The organism is Gemmatimonas sp., assembly GCF_027531815.1.
Classification (GTDB): domain Bacteria; phylum Gemmatimonadota; class Gemmatimonadetes; order Gemmatimonadales; family Gemmatimonadaceae; genus Gemmatimonas.
Window position 1 is genome coordinate 50,898 of record NZ_JAPZSK010000005.1, and the last position, 20,955, is coordinate 71,852.

General features: G+C 68.7%; 19 protein-coding genes. 13 read left to right on the forward strand and 6 right to left on the reverse strand.

Annotation, left to right across the window (positions count from 1 at the left end; all coding sequences use genetic code 11):
* Nucleotides 1–56 precede the first annotated feature (56 nt).
* The 4 genes from O9271_RS06465 (at nt 57) to O9271_RS06480 (ending at nt 3,567) form a co-directional block, all read left to right on the forward strand.
* Nucleotides 57–602 (forward strand): RNA polymerase sigma factor, encoded by a 546-nt coding sequence (locus O9271_RS06465; RefSeq protein ID WP_298267365.1) that lies wholly within the window; start codon nt 57–59, stop codon nt 600–602.
* A 96-nt stretch (nt 603–698) separates the two neighbouring features.
* Entirely contained in the window at nt 699–1,388 is a 690-nt protein-coding gene (locus tag O9271_RS06470) for an isoamylase early set domain-containing protein (protein WP_298267367.1), read from the forward strand.
* A complete protein-coding gene (locus tag O9271_RS06475; RefSeq protein WP_298267370.1) occupies nt 1,385–2,104 on the forward strand; it encodes a hypothetical protein in 720 nt (239 codons plus the stop codon). The genes O9271_RS06470 and O9271_RS06475 overlap by 4 nt, the downstream gene beginning before the upstream one ends.
* Before the next feature lie 62 nt (nt 2,105–2,166).
* Nucleotides 2,167–3,567: a glycogen-binding domain-containing protein gene (locus O9271_RS06480; RefSeq protein WP_298267373.1), complete on the forward strand. Its 1,401-nt coding sequence runs from the start codon at nt 2,167–2,169 to the stop codon at nt 3,565–3,567.
* Between the two features lie 288 nt (nt 3,568–3,855).
* On the opposite strand, the gene O9271_RS06485 is transcribed toward O9271_RS06480, so the two are convergent.
* From O9271_RS06485 to O9271_RS06495, 3 genes are all read right to left on the reverse strand, one after another.
* Nucleotides 3,856–5,646 carry a hypothetical protein gene (locus O9271_RS06485; protein ID WP_298267375.1) on the reverse strand — a complete coding sequence of 597 codons (1,791 nt, stop codon included), beginning with the start codon at nt 5,644–5,646 and terminating at the stop codon, nt 3,856–3,858.
* Nucleotides 5,647–5,782: 136 nt separating this feature from the next.
* The gene (locus O9271_RS06490; RefSeq protein WP_298267378.1) at nt 5,783–6,409 is read right to left on the reverse strand and encodes an outer membrane beta-barrel protein; all 627 of its coding nucleotides are present in this window, start codon (nt 6,407–6,409) and stop codon (nt 5,783–5,785) included.
* A 153-nt stretch (nt 6,410–6,562) separates the two neighbouring features.
* Nucleotides 6,563–7,285 (reverse strand): TerC family protein, encoded by a 723-nt coding sequence (locus tag O9271_RS06495; protein WP_298267380.1) that lies wholly within the window; start codon nt 7,283–7,285, stop codon nt 6,563–6,565.
* A gap of 87 nt (nt 7,286–7,372) precedes the next feature.
* Here O9271_RS06495 and queC point away from each other — a divergent pair, with 87 nt between their 5' ends.
* From queC to O9271_RS06525, 6 genes are all read left to right on the forward strand, one after another.
* Entirely contained in the window at nt 7,373–8,089 is a 717-nt protein-coding gene (gene queC, locus O9271_RS06500) for a 7-cyano-7-deazaguanine synthase QueC (RefSeq protein ID WP_298267382.1), read from the forward strand.
* Between the two features lie 2 nt (nt 8,090–8,091).
* Nucleotides 8,092–8,730 carry a 7-carboxy-7-deazaguanine synthase gene (gene queE / locus O9271_RS06505; protein ID WP_298267384.1) on the forward strand — a complete coding sequence of 213 codons (639 nt, stop codon included), beginning with the start codon at nt 8,092–8,094 and terminating at the stop codon, nt 8,728–8,730.
* 256 nt (nt 8,731–8,986) lie between these two features.
* Entirely contained in the window at nt 8,987–9,559 is a 573-nt protein-coding gene (locus tag O9271_RS06510; protein ID WP_298267387.1) for a C40 family peptidase, read from the forward strand.
* Between the two features lie 276 nt (nt 9,560–9,835).
* Nucleotides 9,836–11,893, forward strand: a complete 2,058-nt coding sequence (locus O9271_RS06515) for a S9 family peptidase (RefSeq protein ID WP_298267390.1) — start codon at nt 9,836–9,838, stop codon at nt 11,891–11,893.
* A gap of 26 nt (nt 11,894–11,919) precedes the next feature.
* Entirely contained in the window at nt 11,920–12,759 is an 840-nt protein-coding gene (locus tag O9271_RS06520) for a YdcF family protein (RefSeq protein ID WP_298267393.1), read from the forward strand.
* A gap of 146 nt (nt 12,760–12,905) precedes the next feature.
* The gene (locus O9271_RS06525) at nt 12,906–13,856 is read left to right on the forward strand and encodes a hypothetical protein (protein WP_298267395.1); all 951 of its coding nucleotides are present in this window, start codon (nt 12,906–12,908) and stop codon (nt 13,854–13,856) included.
* A gap of 133 nt (nt 13,857–13,989) precedes the next feature.
* Here O9271_RS06525 and O9271_RS06530 read toward each other — a convergent pair whose 3' ends face one another.
* From O9271_RS06530 to O9271_RS06540, 3 genes are read right to left on the reverse strand one after another with little or no spacing between them, the layout of a single operon-like run.
* Nucleotides 13,990–15,627 carry a hypothetical protein gene (locus tag O9271_RS06530; protein ID WP_298267397.1) on the reverse strand — a complete coding sequence of 546 codons (1,638 nt, stop codon included), beginning with the start codon at nt 15,625–15,627 and terminating at the stop codon, nt 13,990–13,992.
* Nucleotides 15,628–15,637: 10 nt separating this feature from the next.
* On the reverse strand, nt 15,638–16,090 hold the full coding sequence (locus O9271_RS06535) for a DUF983 domain-containing protein (RefSeq protein ID WP_298267398.1): 453 nt from the start codon (nt 16,088–16,090) through the stop codon (nt 15,638–15,640).
* On the reverse strand, nt 16,087–17,220 hold the full coding sequence (locus O9271_RS06540) for an alpha/beta fold hydrolase (RefSeq protein ID WP_298267400.1): 1,134 nt from the start codon (nt 17,218–17,220) through the stop codon (nt 16,087–16,089). Before O9271_RS06540 ends, O9271_RS06535 begins: the two co-directional genes overlap by 4 nt.
* Before the next feature lie 126 nt (nt 17,221–17,346).
* Here O9271_RS06540 and O9271_RS06545 point away from each other — a divergent pair, with 126 nt between their 5' ends.
* The 3 genes from O9271_RS06545 (at nt 17,347) to O9271_RS06555 (ending at nt 20,932) form a co-directional block, all read left to right on the forward strand.
* Nucleotides 17,347–18,840: a serine/threonine-protein kinase gene (locus O9271_RS06545; protein WP_298267402.1), complete on the forward strand. Its 1,494-nt coding sequence runs from the start codon at nt 17,347–17,349 to the stop codon at nt 18,838–18,840.
* 206 nt (nt 18,841–19,046) lie between these two features.
* On the forward strand, nt 19,047–19,817 hold the full coding sequence (locus tag O9271_RS06550; protein ID WP_298267404.1) for a DUF1028 domain-containing protein: 771 nt from the start codon (nt 19,047–19,049) through the stop codon (nt 19,815–19,817).
* A complete protein-coding gene (locus tag O9271_RS06555) occupies nt 19,814–20,932 on the forward strand; it encodes a hypothetical protein (protein ID WP_298267408.1) in 1,119 nt (372 codons plus the stop codon). The genes O9271_RS06550 and O9271_RS06555 overlap by 4 nt, the downstream gene beginning before the upstream one ends.
* Nucleotides 20,933–20,955: the final 23 nt, after the last annotated feature.

The following is a 20,955-nucleotide window of genomic DNA, read 5'->3' on the forward strand; positions in this document are numbered from 1 at the left end:
GCAGGTCGGTCTCGAGGGTGAGGTGACGCCCCCTCAGGGTACGCTGTTGTCCCACGATGACTGACGCCGAGTTGGTCGTCCGCACCCGGGCCGGTGATCCGGAGGCGTTCGGATCGCTGGTGGCACGGTATTACGACGCGTGCTGGCGGTTCGCGTACCACATGCTGGGAGAGCGCGCCGATGCCGAGGACGTGGTTCAGGACAGCTTTCTGCGCGCGTATCTGGCCATTGGCCGCTACGACGAGCGCGATCAGTTCCGTGGCTGGCTCTTCCGCATCCTGACCAACCAGTGCCGCAACTACCTCACGTCGCGCGGACGGCGCACCAAACGGTTCGTGCAGGACGACCTCGCCATCGAGTCGGCCGCGGCGCCCCCGCCGGGGCTGGCGCCCGGTGTGGAAGACGACGTGCTTATCCGGGCGCTGGCGCAACTCGATCCGCTGCAGCGGGAGGCGTTGCTGCTCAAGTACGCCGAGGGGCTCGAGTACGCCGAAATGTCCGCCATGACGGGGGCCGGCGAATCGGCGCTCAAGATGCGCGTCAAGCGCGGCAGCGAGCGGTTGCGCGCCATGCTGTCGGCTTCGCCGGAGCAATCGTCGTGATACGGCGTATTATTGCGATCATGCCTGCGTTCCCGGGCGGCACCGCCGCCATGCCGCTATCCCCAAGGGTGCCCATCGCGGGGCCCGGGAGGCGTCGTGACCGCTGACGACCGACACGGTCCGGCCCCCGAGGGCGTGCATGATCTGCACGATCTGCACGACCCGTACGCCGAGGCCATCACCGCTCGGCTTCGCCGCTCGTACGAGGCGCAGGCGCCCCATGGCGGGGAGCACGTGGCGCAGGTGGTGCGGGCCGTGATCGCCGCCGCGGCCGCGGCCGCCGCGCCCGCGGCCGCTGTCCCACGCGCCGCCCCTTCCGCCGGGGTGTCCTCGCGCACCGCTCCCCCCCGCTGGTGGTGGGGAGCGGCGGCGGCAGCCGTGCTCATGATCGTGGTGGCGCGGCCGTGGCGCCCCGACGTGCACCAGCGCGAGGCCGATAGCGCCCTGGCGGTGGGGGGTGCGCGTTCGCTGCCCTCACCCGCGGCGCCGGCAGCGCCCGCCGCGCGCGAGGGCACTGTGCGCTTCACCTTGTCGGTGGCCGACAACGCGCGGGCGGTGGCGCTCGTGGGTGATTTCAACGGCTGGGACACCGCCGCGACCCCCATGGTGCAGCAGGGAACCGACGGGAGCTGGACGGCGCAGGTGCCGCTCGAACCCGGTCGTCACGAGTACGCCTTCGTGGTGGACGGCGAGCGGTGGCTGGTCGATCCGCTGGCGCCGCAGGTGGAGAATGCCGGGTTCGGCCCCACCAACGCGATGGTGGTGAACGGGCGAGGCGGCAAATGACGCTGTCCACGGTGTGGCTGCTCGCCGCCCAACTGGCCAGCGCCACCACGCCGGCGGGATCGGCCGACACCATTCTCGTGCCCCCCGCACGCGCGCCCGCCTCGCAAACGGCGGTGGCGCGGCGCGACCAGCAGGCCTTCGACGGCAGCCGCTTCGATTCGCTCACCGCCAATGCGCTGCGGGCGCTGTTCGACGATGCGGCCGCAGCCGGACTGCCGGTGCGGCCGCTGGTGAACCGCGCACTGGAAGGGGCGGCGCGACGTACCACGAGCGAGCGCATCCTGCGTGTGGTGCGCGAGCATGCGCTGGCGCTGCGTGATGCCAAGCAGGCGTTGGGGGACCGCAGCAGCGACGATGAGCTCGAGGCCGGCGCCATTGCCCTGCGCGCCGGACTCGACCGTCGCGCCCTCGAGATGGTGCGCAGCAGTCGCGCCAGGTCGCCGGTGGTCGTTCCCCTGGTGGTGCTCACCGACCTCGTGCGCCGCGGTGTACCGGCGGCCACCGCCCAGGAGGCGGTCGCCACGCTTGGCCGTGCCCCGCGTGCCGACGACACCCTGCTGGGGCTGCAGGCCACGGTGGCCAAGAACGCGCAGCGCGGTCCCGGGATGGCTGTCGACGCCCTGAATCGTTACGTTAAGGCCGTGGTAGTGACGGCGCCCGAAGCGGCGGCGTCCACATCTTCCGACCGCAAACCGGTCCGCCCACCCACCCCGTGACGCCTCGCCGCCGTTCCATCCGCGCGTCGCGCTGCCGCTCCCTGCCGAGCAGCGGATGGGTCATGCCGTGTGCGCTGCTGGCCGTCGGTAGCCCTGCCGAGCGGCTGCTGGCGCAGGTGCGGGGCGATGCCCCGATGGTGCCCGCCGCCACCATCGGTCCGGTCACCGATGCCCCCACCTTTTCGGTGCTCGGACTGGCGTCGCTCCCCGATGGCGGCGGCAGCGCGCTGTCGCAGCGCAACGATGTCTGGCTGGGCGCCACGCAGGCCGTGGGTCGACTGGGCCCCGTGCGCTTCGCGGCGCTGGCCAGCGGCAACGTGCGCGTGGAAGACGGCTTCTCGAATGGCCCCAACGCGCAGGGGCTGCTCACGCTGCGCGCACGGGCCCGAGTGGGTGAGAACCGGCTGTGGAGCGCGGTGAGCTACGGCCGTTCGGCGTTCAACGGCAATCCTTCGGCGGGGCTCTACAACGACGCGCTCATGCCGTCGCCACGCGGCGGCAGCGACGTGGGCATCATGACGGCCGTTTCGAGTGCCATGTCCAGCGACACCACCGTGACCCGGCGCGTGGATGCAGGACAGCTGGCGCGACTCGAGGCGGGCATGGTCACCACGTACGCGGGCGTGGAGTTCGCCTTCGGCATGTCGTTCGAGCGTGCCACGCGTGTCACCACGCAAACCATGACACTCGATGTGCCGCGGGTGTCCATGAGCGTGCCATCCAGTGCGGGCGAGGTGATCAACACGGCCTCCCTGCGCACCATGCAGCGGCGCGATGTGGCCACCGGCATTGCGTCGGTGGGCTTCAACACCGGCCAGACGCAGTGGCTCATGTCGGTCACCGCCCCCGTGGCAAGCTGGGTGAACAACGACGCGCTCGCGCCACGCGCGCAGGCAGTGCCCACCGTGGCCTCGCTGGCCGTGGTGCAGCCCATCACCGGCTGGCTGTCGCTGGTGGGCGCCGCCGCCACCAACCCGGCCACGCTGGGCGGGGCGATGCTGCGCGACGAGCTGCGCGATCGCCACCGGTCGCGACTCTCCCCGGTGGTGGCGCTGGGGGTGCGGCTGTCGCGTTTGCCGTGGCGCGACCACGACGGTACGCCCACCGGCATTCTCGCCTTCGAAACGCGCACGTTGGGCGTGGTGGACAGTGCGTCACTCGAGCAGGTGGACCATGGCCCCGAAGACAGCGCCATGGCCACGCGCGACACGCTGCGCGTGGTGTTGCTGGTGGACGCGCCGCGCGCCGAAAGCGTGGAGCTCATGGGCGACGCCACGCAGTGGAGCGTGACGCGCCTGCGCCGCCTGCCCAATGGTCGCTGGCGCGCCGAGCTCAAGCTGCCCCCGGGCGCGCATCGTGTGGCGGTACGCGCCGACGGCGGCGCCTGGATTGCGCCGCCGGGGCTCCCCATTGGCAACGACGAGTTCGGCAGTCCCGTGGGGCTGCTGATCGTGCGGCGGTGAGGGGGAGGCGAGGCGGCGGGGGCGTGTGTGCGCCGAAAAGCAAACAGCAGACGGCAGACGGCAGGAACAACAGTGGGCAGTACGGCAGGGATGTGGTCGAACAAAACGGGCGCCACTGCTTCGCAGGGCGCCCGATTTCCTTTGCGGTGGGGACATCGGCGGCGGCGCGCAGCGCACGCCGCCGTGTTGTTCTTCCGCATTCCTGCGTACTGCGTGCTGTAGTTCCTGCCGTCTGCCGTCTGGCGGGTTGCTCGCTGGCGCAGACTCACGCCGCCCCGCCGCCCCGCCTCACCGTCCCGGTCTCACGCGTATCCGCTGTGTGGTCGAATCGGTGATGCCGGCGCCGCTCACCATGAGCGTAAGCTGATACTCGCCCGCCGGCACGCTGGGGAAATTGAAGGAGAGGCTGCGTCCCGCCCCGCCATCGGGGCGCCCGTTGTCGTTGTACTTGATGGACACGGGCGTGAGCGTCTTCGAAAGGCCAACGGAGGCGCCGAGCTTCTGCATGAAGCTCGCGCCGAGACGCGTGGTGCGGAGCGACACCTGCAGCGGCGCGTCCGGCGAGGCCGGTCGGTAGCTCTCCCAATAGATACCGATCTGCGTACCACCTTCGATGTCGAGCGAGCCATACGCCTGCCCCGCATTGCGCTCGAGGCTGGGCGTCGGTGATGGGTCACCGCGCTGCAGCAGCAGAAAATCGGAGAGGCGCACCTCCCCCGTGAGCGGCTGCACCGTGGTGCGCACCCGCGCCGCACGCTTGCCCACCGGCGCCAGCACCTCGAGGCTCGCCATGGCCTGACTCGTGAGCGGCACCAGCAGCGCCCCGTTGGCGCCGGCGCTGTCCCTGGTCACCGTGCGCGCGGCGGTGCCATCGAGGCGATCCACCGTGAGTCCCGCCGTGTACGGCGCGCGTCCCATTTCGAGTTCACGCATGAGCCGGTAACCACCTGCCAGCAGCGTGGTGTCGCCTCGGCGGAAACGCGCGAACTGGTGGGGCAGCGCCCCGTAGCCCGCCGCGTAGCGCGTGCTGTAGCGCATGCGCGCCTTCTTGCGCCGCGGATCCCAGTCGGCCGGTGTGGAGGTGAGCGGGTTCTCGATCGCCTCCACCGTGGGCATGAAGTCGTAGCTGGGCGTGGGCTCGTGCCCGATCACCTGCGGCGGGCGCGGGTCGGCCACGCCACCGTTCTGCACCGACCACGCCGTGGGCCAGCCGTAGCGCACCTGCGACTCGAGCAGGTCGTCGCCCCACTGCAGGTCGTACGGAATACGCCCCAGCGCGTGCACCCGCGACATGGTGCGCCGCGCGTAGAACTCGTTGCGCAGGTCGTTCCCCGGCAGCATCCAGAGCGGCTGCGCAAGACGGAAAATGCGCTCGTTGCGCGCACGGCGACCCTCGCACCCCAGCGCCTTGTAGTTCGCGTGCTGGAACGGGTCGAGCCACATGGTGATATCGGTCCATTCACATCGCTGGTCGGCGGGCATGGCGGTGAGGGCCCGTTCGAAGGCCTGTCCGCTGGCGACATGCTGGTTGGCGTTGTGCAGCGCCAGTCCGCGCAGCGCCTGACACCACCACTCGGTACCGCCGCAGGCGCGCGCCGCCACGAGCGCGGTGTCCACGAAGCCGCCCTCGATGGCATAGCGCACGCGCATGCCGCTCACCCAATCATCCTTGGGGTCCGCAGCCTGCGCGCGCCCCAGCAGCTCCATCAGCTGCTCACGCTCCAGCTTCGCATCGGCGCGCTCGGCCGGCGGCGGCACATCGCCGTTGTTGTTCCAGTAGCAGATGCGTCCCAGCGGCACTTCACAGGTGGCATCGGCGCCGCCGTTGTAGAAGCGCAGCCCCAACCGATGGTTGCGCTCGAAGGCATCCTGCAGCCCGCGCGCCTGCGACCCCACCGCGCCGACACTGCTCGCCGAGCCACGCAGCGGATCACGCGACGGCGCCGGGCGGACGCTGTCGGCGGCGGCGGGTGGCGTGTTGTTGGCCTGGGCCACGGCCGAACGCGCCGTGCCGGCGCCCGCCACGAGGGCAAGCACCGGCAGCACCCGGTGAAGCAGACGGAGACGGGTGCGTCGCACGCCGCTGGCGCGATGCGATCCTGTGGTGAACGCGAGCTGATCCACGTGACTGTCCGGAGAAAGTGTCTGCCGCTGCAGAACGTACTACATGCAACCTACCGACCCGACGCCAGCACCGGGATCACGCGGCGCCTCGTCAGAAGCGCAGCTTCACACCCGCCGTCAGCGCCCAGTTGTGCGCCAGGTTGCCCTCGGCGCGAAACCCGATGGCGTCTTCCGAGTTGAACCGGCCAATCCAATCCTTCGCCTGGACGCGGACCAGCAACCCGTCGGACACCCCTACATCCACCCCTACACCGGCGGTGTACGCGACGTTCGTGGCGCGGGTCTCGAAGACGCTCGCCCTGATGTCGTTGGTCATGCCGCCAATGCCGCCCTGCACGAACGGGGCGATACCCCTGGAACGACCGGCAAGGCCGCCAAGTTCGAGCGCCGCATCGTACATCCAGATAGTGGCCGACCCCACATTGACACCGCCGAACAGCGGCAACCCGATGCGCAGGTCCCCGGAGGCGTAGGCCAGATTACCCACCAGCGACACGCCACGGGTGAGCGGAATGCCCCCCTGCACCCCCAGCATGGGGGCATTGGTGGCGGCAATGTTGGTACCCACCGGCCCGTCATACCAGTTGCCGGTGAGCAGCACGCCGGCGTACGGGGTAAGGTGCGCGCCCACGCCGGTCTGCGCGTCAAGGGCCGAGCCGGTGAGGAAAATGGTGGCGGCCGCGGTGCCGGCCGCGAAGCGAACGAACGAGAACGTCATGGGGACTCCGAATTGAGTGACCCCCCCAACGACTTGCACGGGCGGCACCATCGGCGGCACCCACACAAACTGTTGAGCAGCAGCGCCTTGCGAACACTGGAACGAATCGAACGTCCTCTGAAGAGGACACTCCGGCGATCATGCCGAGGGCGCTCAGGCTGCCTTTTCCCGCTTCCGCACCCGGATGTTCAGCATCTCCACCAGGACCGAGAAGGCCATCGCGGCGTACGTGTAGCCCTTGGGGATGTGCTGCCCCATCCCCTCGGCCACCAGGTTGGTGCCGATCAGCACGAGGAACGCCAGCGCCAGCATCTTCACCGTGGGATGGCGATCCACGAAGTCGCTGATGGGGCGCGCCGCGACGAGCATTACCGCCAGCGCCACCACATTGGCGAGAATCATGATGCTCACCTCGTCGGCCATGCCCACCGCGGTGATCACGGAGTCGAGCGAGAAGACGATGTCGAGCACCATGATCTGGGCGATGGTGGTCCAGAGCGAGCGGACGGCGCGGGCGGCCTGCTCCTGCTCCTCGTCGGGTCCTTCCAGCTTGTGATGGATCTCCATGGTGGCCTTGCCGATCAGGAAGAGGCCACCGAGCAGCAGGATGAGATCGCGCCCCGAGATGTCGTGCCCCAGCACCGCGAAGAGCGGCCGCGTGAGTTGCATGACCCAGGTGATGCTGAGCAGCAGCAGGATGCGCGTAACGAACGCCCCCGCCAGCCCCAGCGAACGGGCCTTGGGCTGCTCCTCCGGCGGCAACTTGCCGGAGAGAATGGAGATGAAAATGATGTTGTCGATGCCGAGTACGATCTCGAGCACCGACAGCGTGAGCAGGGAAATCCACGCCTGCGTATCGGAAATCCAATCGAACATGTGCGAACAGTCGTCAGGTCAGGTGGTCAGGGCAATCGGACGGCGAGCTCACGCCCGCCAGATGGCCCCCGTTAGTTTTCGCGCGATATGACTGGTGAATCGAACTCAGCTCCGACGGGGCGCCCCGCCGTCGTGCTGCTCTCCGGCGGGCTCGACTCCACCACGGTGCTGGCCGTGGCGAAGCGGGAAGGATACACGCCGCACGCCATGACCTTCCGGTACGGCCAGCGGCATTCGGTGGAGATTGAAGCGGCTCGGCGGGTGGCTTCCGCCATGGGGGTGGTGCATCACGTCGTGGTGGACATTGACCTGCGGCAGTGGGGCGGCTCGGCGCTCACCGCCGACGTGGCCGTGCCCAAGGACCGCGATGTGGACCAGACGGCCAACGAGATTCCGGTCACGTACGTGCCAGCACGCAACACGATTTTCCTGTCGTTCGCGTTGGCGTGGGCGGAGGTGCTGGGGGCGGATGCCATCTTCATTGGCGTCAACGCGCTCGACTACTCGGGCTACCCCGATTGCCGCCCCGAGTACGTGGCCGCCTTCGAGCACATGGCCAACCTCGCCACGGCAGCGGGCGTGCAGGGCACGTCACGGCTGCGCATCCACGCGCCGCTCCAGCATCTCACCAAGGCCCAGATCGTGGCCCTCGGCCACAGCCTGGGGGTGGACTACAGCCTCACCACGAGTTGCTACGACCCCGCAGCGGACGGTACCGCCTGTGGGCATTGCGACGCCTGCCAGCTGCGGCTGCGCGGCTTTGCCGACGCCGGCGCGCGCGACCCCATCGCCTACGCGAGCTGACGGTGGCGTACACGGTCAAGGAGTGTTTCTACACCCTGCAGGGCGAAGGGGTGAACGCCGGGCGGGCGGCGGTGTTTTGCCGCTTTTCGGGGTGCAATCTCTGGACGGGGCGCGAGGCCGATCGCGAGCAGGCGGTGTGCACCTTCTGCGATACCGATTTCGTGGGGGTGGGCCCCGATGGGGGCAAGTTCAGCACGGCCAAGGAGTTGGCGGCCTTCGTGAGGAGCCGGTGGCCGGCCGATGCGCCCGCCGACGTGAGGCCGTTCGTGGTGTGCACCGGGGGCGAGCCGCTGCTGCAGCTGGATGCCGAGGCGGTGGCAGCGCTGCACGCCGTGGGGTTCGAGGTGGCGGTCGAGACCAACGGCACGCAGCCGGCGCCCGATGGGCTCGACTGGGTGTGCGTGAGTCCCAAGGCCAACGCCCCGGTGGTGCTCACCACCGGGGACGAGCTCAAGCTGGTGTACCCGCAGCCGCTGGCCATGCCCGAGCGGTTCGAGGGGTTGGCGTTTCGCCACTTTCTGCTGCAGCCCATGGACGGGCCGGACCAGGCGGCCAATACTCGCGCCGCGCTGGCATACTGCCTGGCGCACCCGCAGTGGAGGCTGAGCGTGCAGACGCACAAGGTGGTGGGGATTCGGTAGGGATGGCTGACCACTGGGAACTCCAACTATGAACTGCGAACTCCCCGGCAGATCGCGTGAGTCAGGGGGAGTTTCCAGTACGGAGTTCTAGTTTCTGGTTTTCAGATAGTTCACAACTGAGGCACCTCTGGTGTGCGCTCCCGTGCCCGCCACGTAACGCGACAGTCTGGTGCATTCCCGCCCTCGTGCATAGTTTGCCTCGGTTCCTCTCTGGCGGGGCGCACCATTGCCCCCCGCTCACTTCGTCCGCAGCGCCATGACGCCACGTCTTCGACATCTGCTCCCCGTGCTCGCCGCCGCGCTCGTCGCGACGTCGTCGGCGCAGGCACAGAATGCCGGCGGGGTGCCGCTCGAATCGAAGAAGCCGTTTGCCGCCTTCAGCGCCTCCGCCGAGCGGATGCGCGACAGCATCGTGTCCAAGGCACGTGGGAGTGTGGGCACACGCTACAAGCTGGGTGGCACCAAGCCTGGTGTCGGTCTCGACTGCAGCGGCCTTGTTCGCTACGCCATGAGCGTGCTCGACGTGGTGCTGCCGCGCACCGCGCAGGGGCAAGCCGGCGTGGGCGCCGAGGTTCCCAAGGATGTGGCGGCGCTCAAGCCCGGTGACGTGCTCACCTTTGGTCGTGGCTCCCGCATCTCGCATGTGGGGATCTACGTGGGCGACGGCAAGATGATTCACGCCAGCACCTCCAAGCGCCGCGTCATCGAGACCGCCATCAACAAGCGCAACCCGCTCATACGTCAGTGGAAGGGCGTGCGCCGGTTCGTCGACACCAACACGGCACAGTTGCGCGACAGTATGCTGGCGATGGCGGACTCGCTGCGCTGAGGTCGTTCGCGGCCCATTGGGGGTGGTACGCGGCGCGCCTTCGGCGTGCCGCTTTTTTGTTGACAAGGGAGGAAGCAGGGGGAAGGGGATCAGGGGGAAGGAGGCCGTCGCGATCTTCCCCCTGAACGTCTTCCCCCTGCCCCCTCCCTTGTCATCGAAGGCCGCGCCGCAGGCGCGGCCGTACCTTTCCCCCGTTGCGCCACGCCGCCACAGTGCACACCGTTGCGGCAGTGCCCGTACACACGGGCATCCCGCCTCTACCGGAGATCCCTCCCGATGCAGCAACTGACCCGTCCGTGGCGGCGCGTGTGGCTCGTGGCCGCGCTCGCCCTCCCCGCTACGCTCGCCCCGTCATCGCCCCTGCTGGCGCAGGGCGCGCCGCCCAAGGATCGCCTCACCATTGCCGACTACTTCAACTGGGAAGATGTCGCCAATCCCGCGCTCTCTCCTGATGGCCGGCAGGTGCTGTACACGCGCACATGGATTGACCAGCTGAACGACCGGCGCGAGTCGTCGGTGTGGATCATGAACGCCGACGGCACGAAGAACCGCTTCCTCGTGAAGGGGTCGGACGCCCGCTGGAGCCCCGACGGCACACGCATCGCCTACGTGGCCCCGGGTGAACCGGGGGGCGCGCAGCTGTGGGTGCGCTACATGGACGCCGAAGGCGCCACCACGCAGATCACGCGACTGACTGAATCGCCGAGCGAAGTCGAGTGGAGCCCCGACGGCAAGTCCATCGCCTTCGGCATGCTCGTACGGCAGAGCGACGAGTGGCGTATTGCCATGCCCGCCGCGCCACGTGGCGCGAAGTGGGTGGAACCGCCGCGCGTGGTGACCAAGGTGCGCTACCGCGCCGACCGGCAGGGCTTTCTGGAGAACGGGCTGCGTCAGCTGTTCACCGTGCCCGCCGATGGCGGCACGCCACGCCAGATCACCAGCGGCGAATGGCCCGCCAACGGCAACAGCTGGACGCCCGACGGCAAGGCGCTGCTCTTCACCTCCAACCGCGTGGCCGACGCCGAGTACACCTGGCGCCAGAGCGACATCTACAAGGTGGACGTGGCCAGCGGTGCCGTGACGCAGCTGACGAAGCGCAACGGCCCCGACGGCAGCCCCCTGCCCAGCCCCGATGGCCGCTTCATCGCCTACACCGGGTACGACAGCACCGACGCCACCTGGAAGGATGCGGCGCTGTACGTGATGGATGCCGACGGCAGCAACCCGCGCGCGCTCACCGAAAAGCTCGATCGCTCGCCGGCCGGCATGATGTGGGCGCCTGATGCCTCGGGCGTGTACTTCAACGCCGAAAACGAAGGCGCCCGCAACCTGTACTTCGCGTCGCTCAAGGGCGACGTGCGTCAGGTGACCAAGGGGGCGCAGGTCCTCACCGTGAGCGACCTCGGCAAGTCGTTCCTCGCCGTGGGCACCATGAGCACCGCCTCGCGCCCCACCGATATCGTGGCGTTCGACGTGCGCACCCCGGCGCCGCGCTGGCTCACCGACGTGAACGGCGACGTGCTGGCCGGCAAGCAGCTCGCGACCACCGAGGAGGTGTGGTACACCTCGGTCGACGGCTACAAGATCCAGGGGTGGATCGTGAAGCCTGCCGACTTCGATCCGAAGAAGAAGTACCCGCTCATGCTCGAGATTCATGGCGGCCCGCACAGCATGTACAACGTGGGCTTCAGCTTCGCGCGCCAGGATCACGCGGCCAACGGATATCTCATCCTGTACACCAATCCGCGCGGCAGCACCGGCTACGGCAGCGCCTTCGGCAACGCCATCAAGAACGCGTATCCCGGCAAGGACTACAACGATCTCATGGCCGGCGTGGATACGGTCATCAACCGCGGCTACGTGGACAGCAACCGCCTGTACGTCTTCGGCTGCTCGGGCGGCGGCGTACTCACCAGCTGGATCGTGGGGCACACGAACCGCTTCGCCGCGGCGAGCGCCAACTGCCCGGTCACGAACTGGCTGAGCTTCGTCGGCACCACCGACGGCTCCAGCTGGTACTACAACTTCGCCAAGTATCCGTGGGATGACCCGAGCGAGCACCTCAAGCGCTCGCCGCTCATGTACGTGGGCAACGTGAAGACACCCACGATGCTCATGACGGGGGTGAACGACCTGCGCACCCCCATGGGACAGACCGAGGAATACTACGAGGCGCTCAAGATCCGCAAAGTGCCCACCGCGATGATCCGCTTCAACAATGAATGGCACGGCACGAGCTCGACCCCGTCCAACTTCCTGCGCACGCAGCTCTATCTGCGCAGCTGGTTCGAGAAGTACACCCAGCCGCCGGCGGCGAAGGTCACGCAGGAGTGACGTCGTGGTGAACAGCAGGAGCCGGGGTGAGTGATCTGCTTTTCCGGGGGCGCGGCGCCGATGTTGGCGTGCGCGCCCCCGCGTGGCGAGTCCGACTTGCGGGGGCGCTGCTGGGGCTGTTCCTCATGGAGCTGCTCTGGTCGCTCGGGGTGCTGTCGCTGCTGGGCGTGGGTGGTCTCACGACCCGCGCCGTGTTCCTGCTTGGCGGGGCATTGCTTGCCACCTCGGCCTGGGGGGCGTGGCTCTGGACGGCCACGGTGGGCGTGGTGCTGGTGCATGGCGTCGTGGCGTACACCCCGCTGGCGAGCACCCTTTTTCAGCAGTTCGTGCGGCGTGACACACCGCTGGCCGGCGCCCCGCCCGATGCCGTGGTCGTCTTCTCCGGCACCGTGACGCCGGAAGGGCGCGTCATGGGGCAGGCCCTGGAGCGGCTGCTGTCCGGCGTGAGCGAGGCCAAACGCCGCGCCATTCCCACCCTCGCGCTCTCCGTGGTGGGCAACGAGCGCGACGCCAGCATTCCCAATTCGGAGCGCGACCAGCGGGAGCTGGTGGGCGCCTTTGCCCCGGAGCTGCAGCTAAAGTTCGTGTACAACGTGCAGAGCTCGCGCGACGAGGCACTGGCCTTCACGGCATTGGCGCGCACGCATCGCTGGCGTCGCGTGGTCGCCGTCACGTCGGCCTCGCACACCCGCCGCGCCTGTGCCGCCCTCGAGCATGAGGGGATGGCCGTGGAGTGCCTGCCGGCCGTTTCCCGCAGCTATGCTCCCTCGCGGCTGGAGAGCGCCAGCGACCGCCGCGCCGCCTTCCGCGAGGTCCTCCATGAAACGGCGGCCTCCCTGCTCTACCGCGCGCGGGGTTGGATGTAGCCTTGGCGTGTCAGCGCCGGCCCGGCTCATGAGAGGTGATTCACCTCACAGGCCGAGGCGCGTTTTGTGACAGAAGGCACTTTCAGGTGGGAGCCGCGCCCGGTACGTTCTTCCGAACAACGGCTTTACTCTCCAACCCGTCAATCATGCACCGCTTCCGTCTTCGCCAGCGCGCCTCCGCCGCTGCGGTGTTTCTCTCCGCGCTGATCCTCGGCGCCTGCGCCGACACCGCGTCCCGTGCGCGCGCCGACTCCCTGGCCGCCGAGCTGGCGTCAGCTGCCGCGGAGCGTGACTCCCTGCAGGGGCTCGTGGCCGGCTCCGTGGCCGAAAAGGACCGGGCGCTCGCACAGGTGGTCGAAGCGTCCAAGTTCGCCGACCAGGTGGACGCCGAGCTGCGCCTCGTGCGCGGCATCAGCTCCAAGGTGGGGGTCACCACCAGCGACGAATCGGGGAAGACCGAGGCGGTCGCCGCCCAGAAGGACATCCTCGATCGTCTCACGCAGATGCGCCAGCGGCTGAATGCCCGCCAGGCCCAGGTGCGGGCGCTCCTCGACACGCTGCGCACCATGCGTGCCGACTCGACCGCCGCCGCCACGCTGCTGGCCGATCTCAACGCGCGCCTCGAGCAGCGCGACAAGGAGATCGGGGTGTTTCAGGAGGAAATCCGGTCGCTGCGCACCGCCAATGAACAGCTGACCGTCGAAAAGGCCGTACTCACGGACACCGTCAAGGCGATGGACGTGCGGGAGAACCGTGTGTTCTACGTCGTGGGCACACGCCGCCAGCTGCTCGCCGACGGCGTGGTGACCGAAGAGGGTGGCTCGCGCGGACTGCTCATCGTCAAGCTTGGGAAGACGCTGGTGCCGGCCCGCTCCCTCAACGAAGCGCGGTTTACTCGCGCCGATCGCCGTGAGGTGCTCACCATTCCACTGCCGCGCAACGACCGCCCCTATCGCATCGTGTCCCGCCATGACGCCGGACTCATTGAAGCGGCAAAGAAGGAGAAGGACGGTTCGTTCCGCGGGGAGAACATCCGCATCACCGATCCGGCCAAGTTCTGGGGCGCCTCGCGTTACCTCATCATTACCGAGAAGTAAGCTCAAGGTGGGGCCGCGCCTTGGGCACGGCCTGTCGGTGACAAGAGAGGGAGCAGGGAGCAGGGGGCGAGGTGGAAGGGGGGACTCCTTCGGCTTCGCCCCCTTCCGCATGCCCCCGTGCCCTTCCCCCTCATCACCTTCCGCCGGCCCCCTGCCGTGAAAACCGTCTACCCACCAGCAGCAACACGGCACTGACCGCGGTCCAGTACGCTCCGCGCTGGAGGAGCGGGGCCCACGCCACCACACCATCGATGAGCAGGGGGGGCGTTTCCGCGAAGCGCACCCACCAGGCGCTCACGCCGTGACGGTCCAGCACTACGGCCACGACCCAGCCGGTGATGAGCAGCAGGTGCGCCGCCACCTTGTGGTCGAGCAGCAGGTGCACCGCGAGCGACAGCAGCGTGAGCTGCGCAAAGGGGAGCCAGAGCACGAACAGGCTCCAGGCCATCCAGTGGGCAAACCACGAGTCACCGTGCGGCGTGGCGGCACCGCCGCGGAATGCCGCCACCAGCAGCGCCGCCACGGCCAGCGGCAGCACGATGCGCCGCTGCGCCAGCAACAGCCCCTGCACGCGCCCCAGCAGCAGTGCCGTACGCGATACCGGCAGGGCGGCCACCACCTCGTGCACGCCCACATCGCGATCGCGCCACACGAGTTCGCCGGCATACACGGTGGCCAGCAGGATGAGAAAGAGGCGTGCGTGCTCGCTCACCAGAAGTAGCACGGCCACGAAGGGCGGTTCGCCCGCGGTGCTCGTGATGGGCCGCGCCGCCGCGTTGGCCGTGGCGTTGAGTACCGCCAGCACACTGACAATGCGCCAGCCGCCGTCGTGCACCATCCACGAGGCCGTGAAGTGGCGCAGCGAGGCGAGGGCCGACGTGGCACGTGAGAGGGCGCGTGTGGCATGGGCATCGCGCGTTGTCGACTCCGCACGTACCGGTTCGGTGAACGCCAGCGCGGCGTGGCGCCGCAGCACCAGCAGCAGCAGCGCCAGCGAGAGGGCGCTCCACAGCAGGCGGTTGGCAGCGATCACGCCGCTCCACGGCACCACGTCCGCCGTGCGCGCCGCGTCGCTCCAACCGCGTGTGGCCACCAGCACCGGTGCATTGCCAAAGGGGTCCAGCAGTGCGCCCACCGTGGCGACCGCCGGCTGCGCCGCCAGCGCCAGCGCCAGTTGCCAGAGCCCCACCAGCGCCAGTGCCGCCGCCAGCACCCCCAGCACGCGCCGCGTAACCAGCGCGGCACTCGCCAGCAGGGTGGTGACCGTGAGCATGGTGGGGAGCGTGATGAGCAGATAGGCACGCGCGCTCCCCTGCACCGCGGCCCCCACGGCGCCGCCGGCGAACAGGGTTCCCACCACCACCCCCAGCGGCATGGCGGCATAGACCGCCAGCATCACCACCAGCGCCGCTGCCAGCCGTGCCAGAAACCAGGTGCGCGCATCGAGACCGCTCGTGGCCACGAGCGCCCGCGTGCGCTGCGCTTCGTCGCGCAGCATGGCGGTGGTGGCAATCATGGTGGTGATCACCTGGCCGAACGCGGTGAGACCACCAAATGCGAGCAGCAGCGCCCAGGGGGCGGTGCGCGGAACGGCGCCGCGGTTGCCAACCAGCTCCACGGCGCTGGACGACGCATACCCCAGCGCGAGCAGAAAAAAGACGAGCGCGTAGAGCGTGGTGAGCGGCTCGCGCTGCTGCGCCTGCACCTCGAACGAGAGTACGGCGCGAAAGTGCGCCCATCGCCGCAGCCCCCACGTACGGGTGCGCTTCATGGGCGCCGCCTCAGAGATGCGGAAGCTCCCGGTCACCCACGTCGCCACCACGCTGGTGCCACTCGAGCTCCTCACGCGTGAGCGGACGAATGGCCAGGTCCACCGCCAGCCACGTGGTCTTGGCGAATGGATAACAGAGCAGGCACCCCGCCAGCATGAGGGCGCCGGTTACGTACGTGAGCAGATCCCAGGGGGGATCGGGCCACGTGAACGCCACGAAGGCGCACACACACACGAAAAGAATGAGTTCGACCGCGATGAGGTTGAACAGGTAGGCGCCAACGAAGTAGTCGGCTTCTCCGCGCTCCATGCGCAACCCGCAACCGGGGCAGTTGGTCTTGAGCTGAAAGAAGGAGGCGAAGATGCGACCACCACCGCAGTGCGGGCAACGCAGCCGCAGCGCCCGTGTCATGAGCTGCATGACCGAGGCGCGCGGCAGGTCGAGCGCCAGCGTGGCTGTCATCGCGGCGGCAGCGTAGCGAGAAACTCGCGCAAGTACGCCCCCCAGACGCGCGGGAGCGAATGCGTGCCATGGCCGCGCGTCTCCGGCCCTATGGGCAGCATGATGTAGCGGGTCTTCGGCATGCGCGCCGCCAGCGCCTCGGCGAGCCCCAGCTCGGGGGGATTCACCTGATCATCGGCGGAGTTGATGAAGAGCGCCGGCGCGCTGATGCGGGCCAGATGCGGCGACGGGTCGTAGTCGCGCGAGGCATCGAACTGGTACAGGAAATCGTTGGCGTCGGTGCTGCGCATGCGGGCGTCGAGGTAGGCGCGAATGACCGAATCGGCGCGGTCGCGCGTGGGCGCCTGCGCCTGCTGCACGAGCGGCGCACTCGACATGATGTACAGCATCATCTGCGCCGCCCGCAGTCCCGGCGGCTGGCTGGTGTAGTTGCCGCCGTTCCAGGCCGGATCGGCGCGAATCGCGTCCATGGCCATCGTGCGGATCATGCGGTTGCGGCCGGCAATCTGCGTGGGCACGCAGGCAAACGGCGCCAGCCCGTCCATGAAGGTGGGATAGCTGTACCCCCACATCCACCCGTGCATGCACCCCATGGACGTGCCCATGATGAGGCGCAGGTGGTTCACCCCCAGATGTTCGGTGACCAGCTTGTGCTGCGCCGCCACCATGTCGGCGTAGCCGTACCGGGGGAACGCCGCCTTAAGCCCGCTGCTGGGCTTGCTTGACCCGCCGTGACCAATGCCGTCGGGGAGAATGATGTAGTAGCGGCTGCTGTCGAGCAGCTGCCCGGGCCCGAACAGCTCTCCCGCGTAGCTGGCAGAAAGGAAGCCGCGCCCGCTGCCACCGGTGCCGTGCAGAATGAGCACGGCGTTGCGCACCACCCCGCCGCCGTCGCGTTGCGGACGTCCCAGGGTCGTGTAATGCAGCGTGAGTTCGGGGAGGGTGTCCCCCGTCTGAAACACGAAGTTCCGCACCTTGTAGTCCCCCTGGGTGCCAGCCTGGGACCAGACGGAGGCCGGCTGCGCACCAAGCGGCCGCGCAGCGAGGGAGGCGGAAACGGCGAGCGCGGAAACGGCGAGCGCCGTGAGGACGAGCTCGCGCCGCGAAATCGGGGATTGGGTGCGTGGCATAATCCGGAAGATACCGAAACGCGCGGGCGTTGCAGTACCAACGCGCTACCCCGGATACAGATTGTAACGGTGGCGCAATGTCTGCGGTGCTTGCCTTCCGGTCCCTCCTCTGTAGCTTCGCTCGCTGTGAGTGCCACCAAGGTCTGCCCCCAGTGCGGGGCCGAATACGACGAGACCATCGGGGTCTGTTCGCTCGATGGTACCCCGCTGGTCCCGCAATCCGAAGCCAGCCTCATCGGCAAGATGGTGGGCGGCCGGTACCGCATCATCCAGCAGCTGGGTGAGGGCGGTATGGGACAGGTGTACCTGGCCGAGCATGTACGCATGAAGCGCAAGAGCGCCATCAAGATCATGCGACCGGCGCTGGTGCACGAACCGGAGTCGCTGCAGCGCTTTACGCGCGAAGCCGAGAATGCCTCGAAGATTTCGCACCCCAACGTCGCGAGCATCTTCGATTTCGGGGAAACCGACGAGGGGCTGGTGTACCTCGCCATGGAGTACATCGATGGGGAGGCGCTCTCGGCGCTGCTCAAGCGCGAGATCGCCATGCACCCCGTGGTGGGGGCCGACATCGTGGCGCAAGCCGCCGACGCGCTGCACGCCGCGCACGAGCTGGGGATCCTGCACCGCGACATCAAGCCCGACAACATCATGATCTCCAAGCGCCCCGACGGCACGTTCGTCGTGAAGCTGGTGGATTTCGGGATTGCGCGCACGATGGAGCGCGGCACGCAGCAGGTCACGCGTACGGGCTTCGCCGTGGGGACCCCCGAGTACATGTCGCCGGAGCAGCTGTCGGGCGATGTGCTGGACTCGCGCTCCGACCAGTACTCGCTGGCGCTGGTGGCGTTCATTGCGCTTACGGGGCACGAAGCGTTCGCCAACGCCTCGTCGAAGGAGTCGCTCATTGCCCGGCTCACGAGCCGGCCGCGCCGCCTCGATGAGGTGCGTGACGATCTCGACTGGCCGAACAGCATTCAGGCGGTGTTCGATCAGGCACTGGCTCCGGACCCCAGTGACCGCTATCCCTCGGTGGCGGAGTTCGGGGTGGCGCTGGCGAACGCCGTGGAGGAGATGACGCCCACGCAGACGGCCGAGATGTACCGGCATGCGCTGGGACAGCGCATGCTGAACGTGGCGTCGCGCACGCCGGCGGAGAACTCCGGTCTGCGCACACCGGCCAAGGCGGTCTCCACGCAGAAGACCAAGGCCCAGAAGGCGGAGGCCAAGCGCCGCAAGGATCCGGTGGCCGTGCGGCGCCGGCAGTCGATCTTTCCGTATCTCGTCATGGCGGGAGTGCTCGTCTACGGCGTGTGGTTCTACGGGTCGCAGCAGCCGTCGGGGCTGGCGCGTGAATTGGCCGACCAGATTGGGGCCATGGCCACCTCCGCCAGGGCAATCGCCGGAAACGTCACCGGCGGCAAGGCCGACAGTGCCGCGGCGGCAACGACGGCACCCGCGGCGTCCGCACCGCGGCGTCCGAAGAAGAAGGCTGCCGCCGACAGCACCACAGGCGCCGCCCCCGCCGCCGATTCAGAGGCGGCTCCGCGCGCGGACACGGCGGCGCCGGCGGTGGTGGCACCGGACACGACGGGGCAGGTGCGGCCTGAAGGCCGCTGACGGCGTAATGCGTAAAGGGTTGCCGCCCAACCACACCGCGTGGGGCGGTCAGATGGCAACGCTTTACTCCTAACGCGGTGCGCGCCACTTGCTACCACGCGTCCAGATCGTTCCAGTTGAGCCGCAAGGCCGGGGTGCGCGACTGACCGCTGCCCCGTTCAACGTTGAGGGTCGTGAGTCGTGACGTCGCGCACCAGATTTCGGTTATGCGCCTCTCCATCCTCGCCCTGCTCGCCGGCCTCGCGGTCTCCCCGGCGCTCTCAGCGCAATCCGCTGACAAGCACTTCTCCACCATGCCCCCGGCCCCTTGGCCGCCGGTGGCCACCTTCTCCATCCTCGGCTACGACCCGACCACGGGCGAAGTGGGAGGTGCCGTACAGAGCCGCGTCTTCTCGGTGGGCAACGGCGTGCTCTGGGGCGAAGCCGACGTGGGCGTGGTGGCGACGCAGGCCATCGTGGACGTGAGCTACGGCCCGCAGGCGCTCTCGCTGCTGCGTGGCGGGGCGAAGCCGGCTGACGTGGTGAAGCAGGTGTGGGAGCGTGATCCCGATCCACGCCCGGAGAACTGGACCAGGCAGGGGCGCCAGTTCGCCGTGATCGACGCGCGCGGCAACGTGGCCGCCTACACCGGCCCCAAGGCCAGCGAATGGGCTGGCGACAAGCAGGGCGCGTACTGCACGGCGCAGGGGAACATCCTTGCCGGCCCCGATGTGGTGAACGCCATGGTGAAGGCCTTCGAAACCACCGAGGGGCATCTGTCGCTGCGCCTGCTCGCTGCGCTCGAGGCCGGTCAGGCCGCCGGCGGCGACAAGCGTGGCATGCAGAGCGCCGCCATGCTCATCGTGAAGAAGAATGGCGGCGTGTGGCTCAACAACGATGTGGTGCTGCGCCTGCAGGTGGACGACAGCGCGGAGCCCATCAAGGAACTGCGGCGTCTGGTGGAGAAGGCCGCGACCATGCGGAGACCGCGGCGATGATCACGACGCACCTGAAGTCCCTCGCCCTGCTCGCAGCCGCCTGCATCTTCGGGCTCTTCTCCGGCGTGGCGTCGGCACAAACCACACAGCCACTGCCCGCCGCAACGAAGACCGAGTACGTGATGCTGGTCATCACCGACGGCCTGCGCTGGCAGGAAGTGTACCGCGGCGCCGACTCGACCCTCATGCGACGCAAGTACGTGAACGACACCACGGCGCTCAAGCGCGACTTCTGGCGTGACACGCCGCGGGCGCGACGCGAAACGCTGCTGCCGTTTCTGTGGGGCACCGTGGCGAAGCAGGGACAGCTCTTCGGTGACAGCGCCAGTGGGAGCGTCGCACAGATCGTGAATCGGTTCCGGTTCTCGTATCCCGGATACAGCGAAACCTTCACCGGCTTCGTGGACCCGCGCATCGACAGCAACGGCTATCCGCCCAATCCCAATACCACCGTCTTCGAGTGGCTCAACCGCGACCCGGCGCTCAAGGGGCAGGTGGTGGCGCACGCCACATGGAACGCGTTCCGGCGCATCATCAACACCGAGCGCAGCGGTGTGCCGGTTCATGACGGATGGGATCGCGGCGCACCGCCACGAGGCGACTCGGTGTCCACCTTGCTGCAGGCGCTCTACCGTACGCACACGCAGCTCTGGCCCGACGTGGCCCTCGACGCGCCCATGCATCAGGCCACGCTCGTCACCATGGCGCGGGGCCTGCCCAAGGTGCTCTTCGTGGGCTACGGCGAAACCGACGAGTACGCGCACAGCGGGCGCTACGACATGTACCTGCGCAGTGCGCAGCAGGTAGACCGCTTCCTCGCCGAGCTGTGGGCCACCGTGCAACGGGATCCGCGCACCCGCGACAAGGTGACGCTGCTCGTGACCACCGATCACGGCCGCGGCTGGGGCGCCGAGTGGAGCGATCACGGCGAGAAGGTCGAAGGCGCGCAGTACATCTGGAGCGCCGTGATCGGCCCCGACACCCCGGCACTCGGTGTGCGTCGCGACACCCCCACCCAGCAGGCGCAGATGGCCGCCACCATGGCCGCGCTGCTGGGTCGTGACTGGCGCAAGGCCGAGCCGCGGGCGGCGCCGGCCTTGCCAGTGTTCCGCTGATGGAAGCTCGGACGAGCTGTTCC

Excerpts from the sequence above, each read along its gene's own strand:
- O9271_RS06515 (WP_298267390.1), top strand. The coding sequence starts at position 9,836 with ATGCAGCAACTGACCCGTCCGTGGCGGCGCGTGTGGCTCGTGGCCGCG.
- O9271_RS06510 (WP_298267387.1), top strand. The coding sequence starts at position 8,987 with ATGACGCCACGTCTTCGACATCTGCTCCCCGTGCTCGCCGCCGCGCTC.
- O9271_RS06530 (WP_298267397.1), bottom strand. The coding sequence starts at position 15,627 with ATGAAGCGCACCCGTACGTGGGGGCTGCGGCGATGGGCGCACTTTCGC.
- O9271_RS06555 (WP_298267408.1), top strand. The coding sequence starts at position 19,814 with ATGATCACGACGCACCTGAAGTCCCTCGCCCTGCTCGCAGCCGCCTGC.
- O9271_RS06540 (WP_298267400.1), bottom strand. The coding sequence starts at position 17,220 with ATGCCACGCACCCAATCCCCGATTTCGCGGCGCGAGCTCGTCCTCACG.
- O9271_RS06525 (WP_298267395.1), top strand. The coding sequence starts at position 12,906 with ATGCACCGCTTCCGTCTTCGCCAGCGCGCCTCCGCCGCTGCGGTGTTT.
- O9271_RS06535 (WP_298267398.1), bottom strand. The coding sequence starts at position 16,090 with ATGACAGCCACGCTGGCGCTCGACCTGCCGCGCGCCTCGGTCATGCAG.
- O9271_RS06490 (WP_298267378.1), bottom strand. The coding sequence starts at position 6,409 with ATGACGTTCTCGTTCGTTCGCTTCGCGGCCGGCACCGCGGCCGCCACC.
- queC (WP_298267382.1), top strand. The coding sequence starts at position 7,373 with ATGACTGGTGAATCGAACTCAGCTCCGACGGGGCGCCCCGCCGTCGTG.
- O9271_RS06475 (WP_298267370.1), top strand. The coding sequence starts at position 1,385 with ATGACGCTGTCCACGGTGTGGCTGCTCGCCGCCCAACTGGCCAGCGCC.
- O9271_RS06465 (WP_298267365.1), top strand. The coding sequence starts at position 57 with ATGACTGACGCCGAGTTGGTCGTCCGCACCCGGGCCGGTGATCCGGAG.
- O9271_RS06495 (WP_298267380.1), bottom strand. The coding sequence starts at position 7,285 with ATGTTCGATTGGATTTCCGATACGCAGGCGTGGATTTCCCTGCTCACG.
- O9271_RS06480 (WP_298267373.1), top strand. The coding sequence starts at position 2,167 with ATGCCGTGTGCGCTGCTGGCCGTCGGTAGCCCTGCCGAGCGGCTGCTG.
- O9271_RS06550 (WP_298267404.1), top strand. The coding sequence starts at position 19,047 with ATGCGCCTCTCCATCCTCGCCCTGCTCGCCGGCCTCGCGGTCTCCCCG.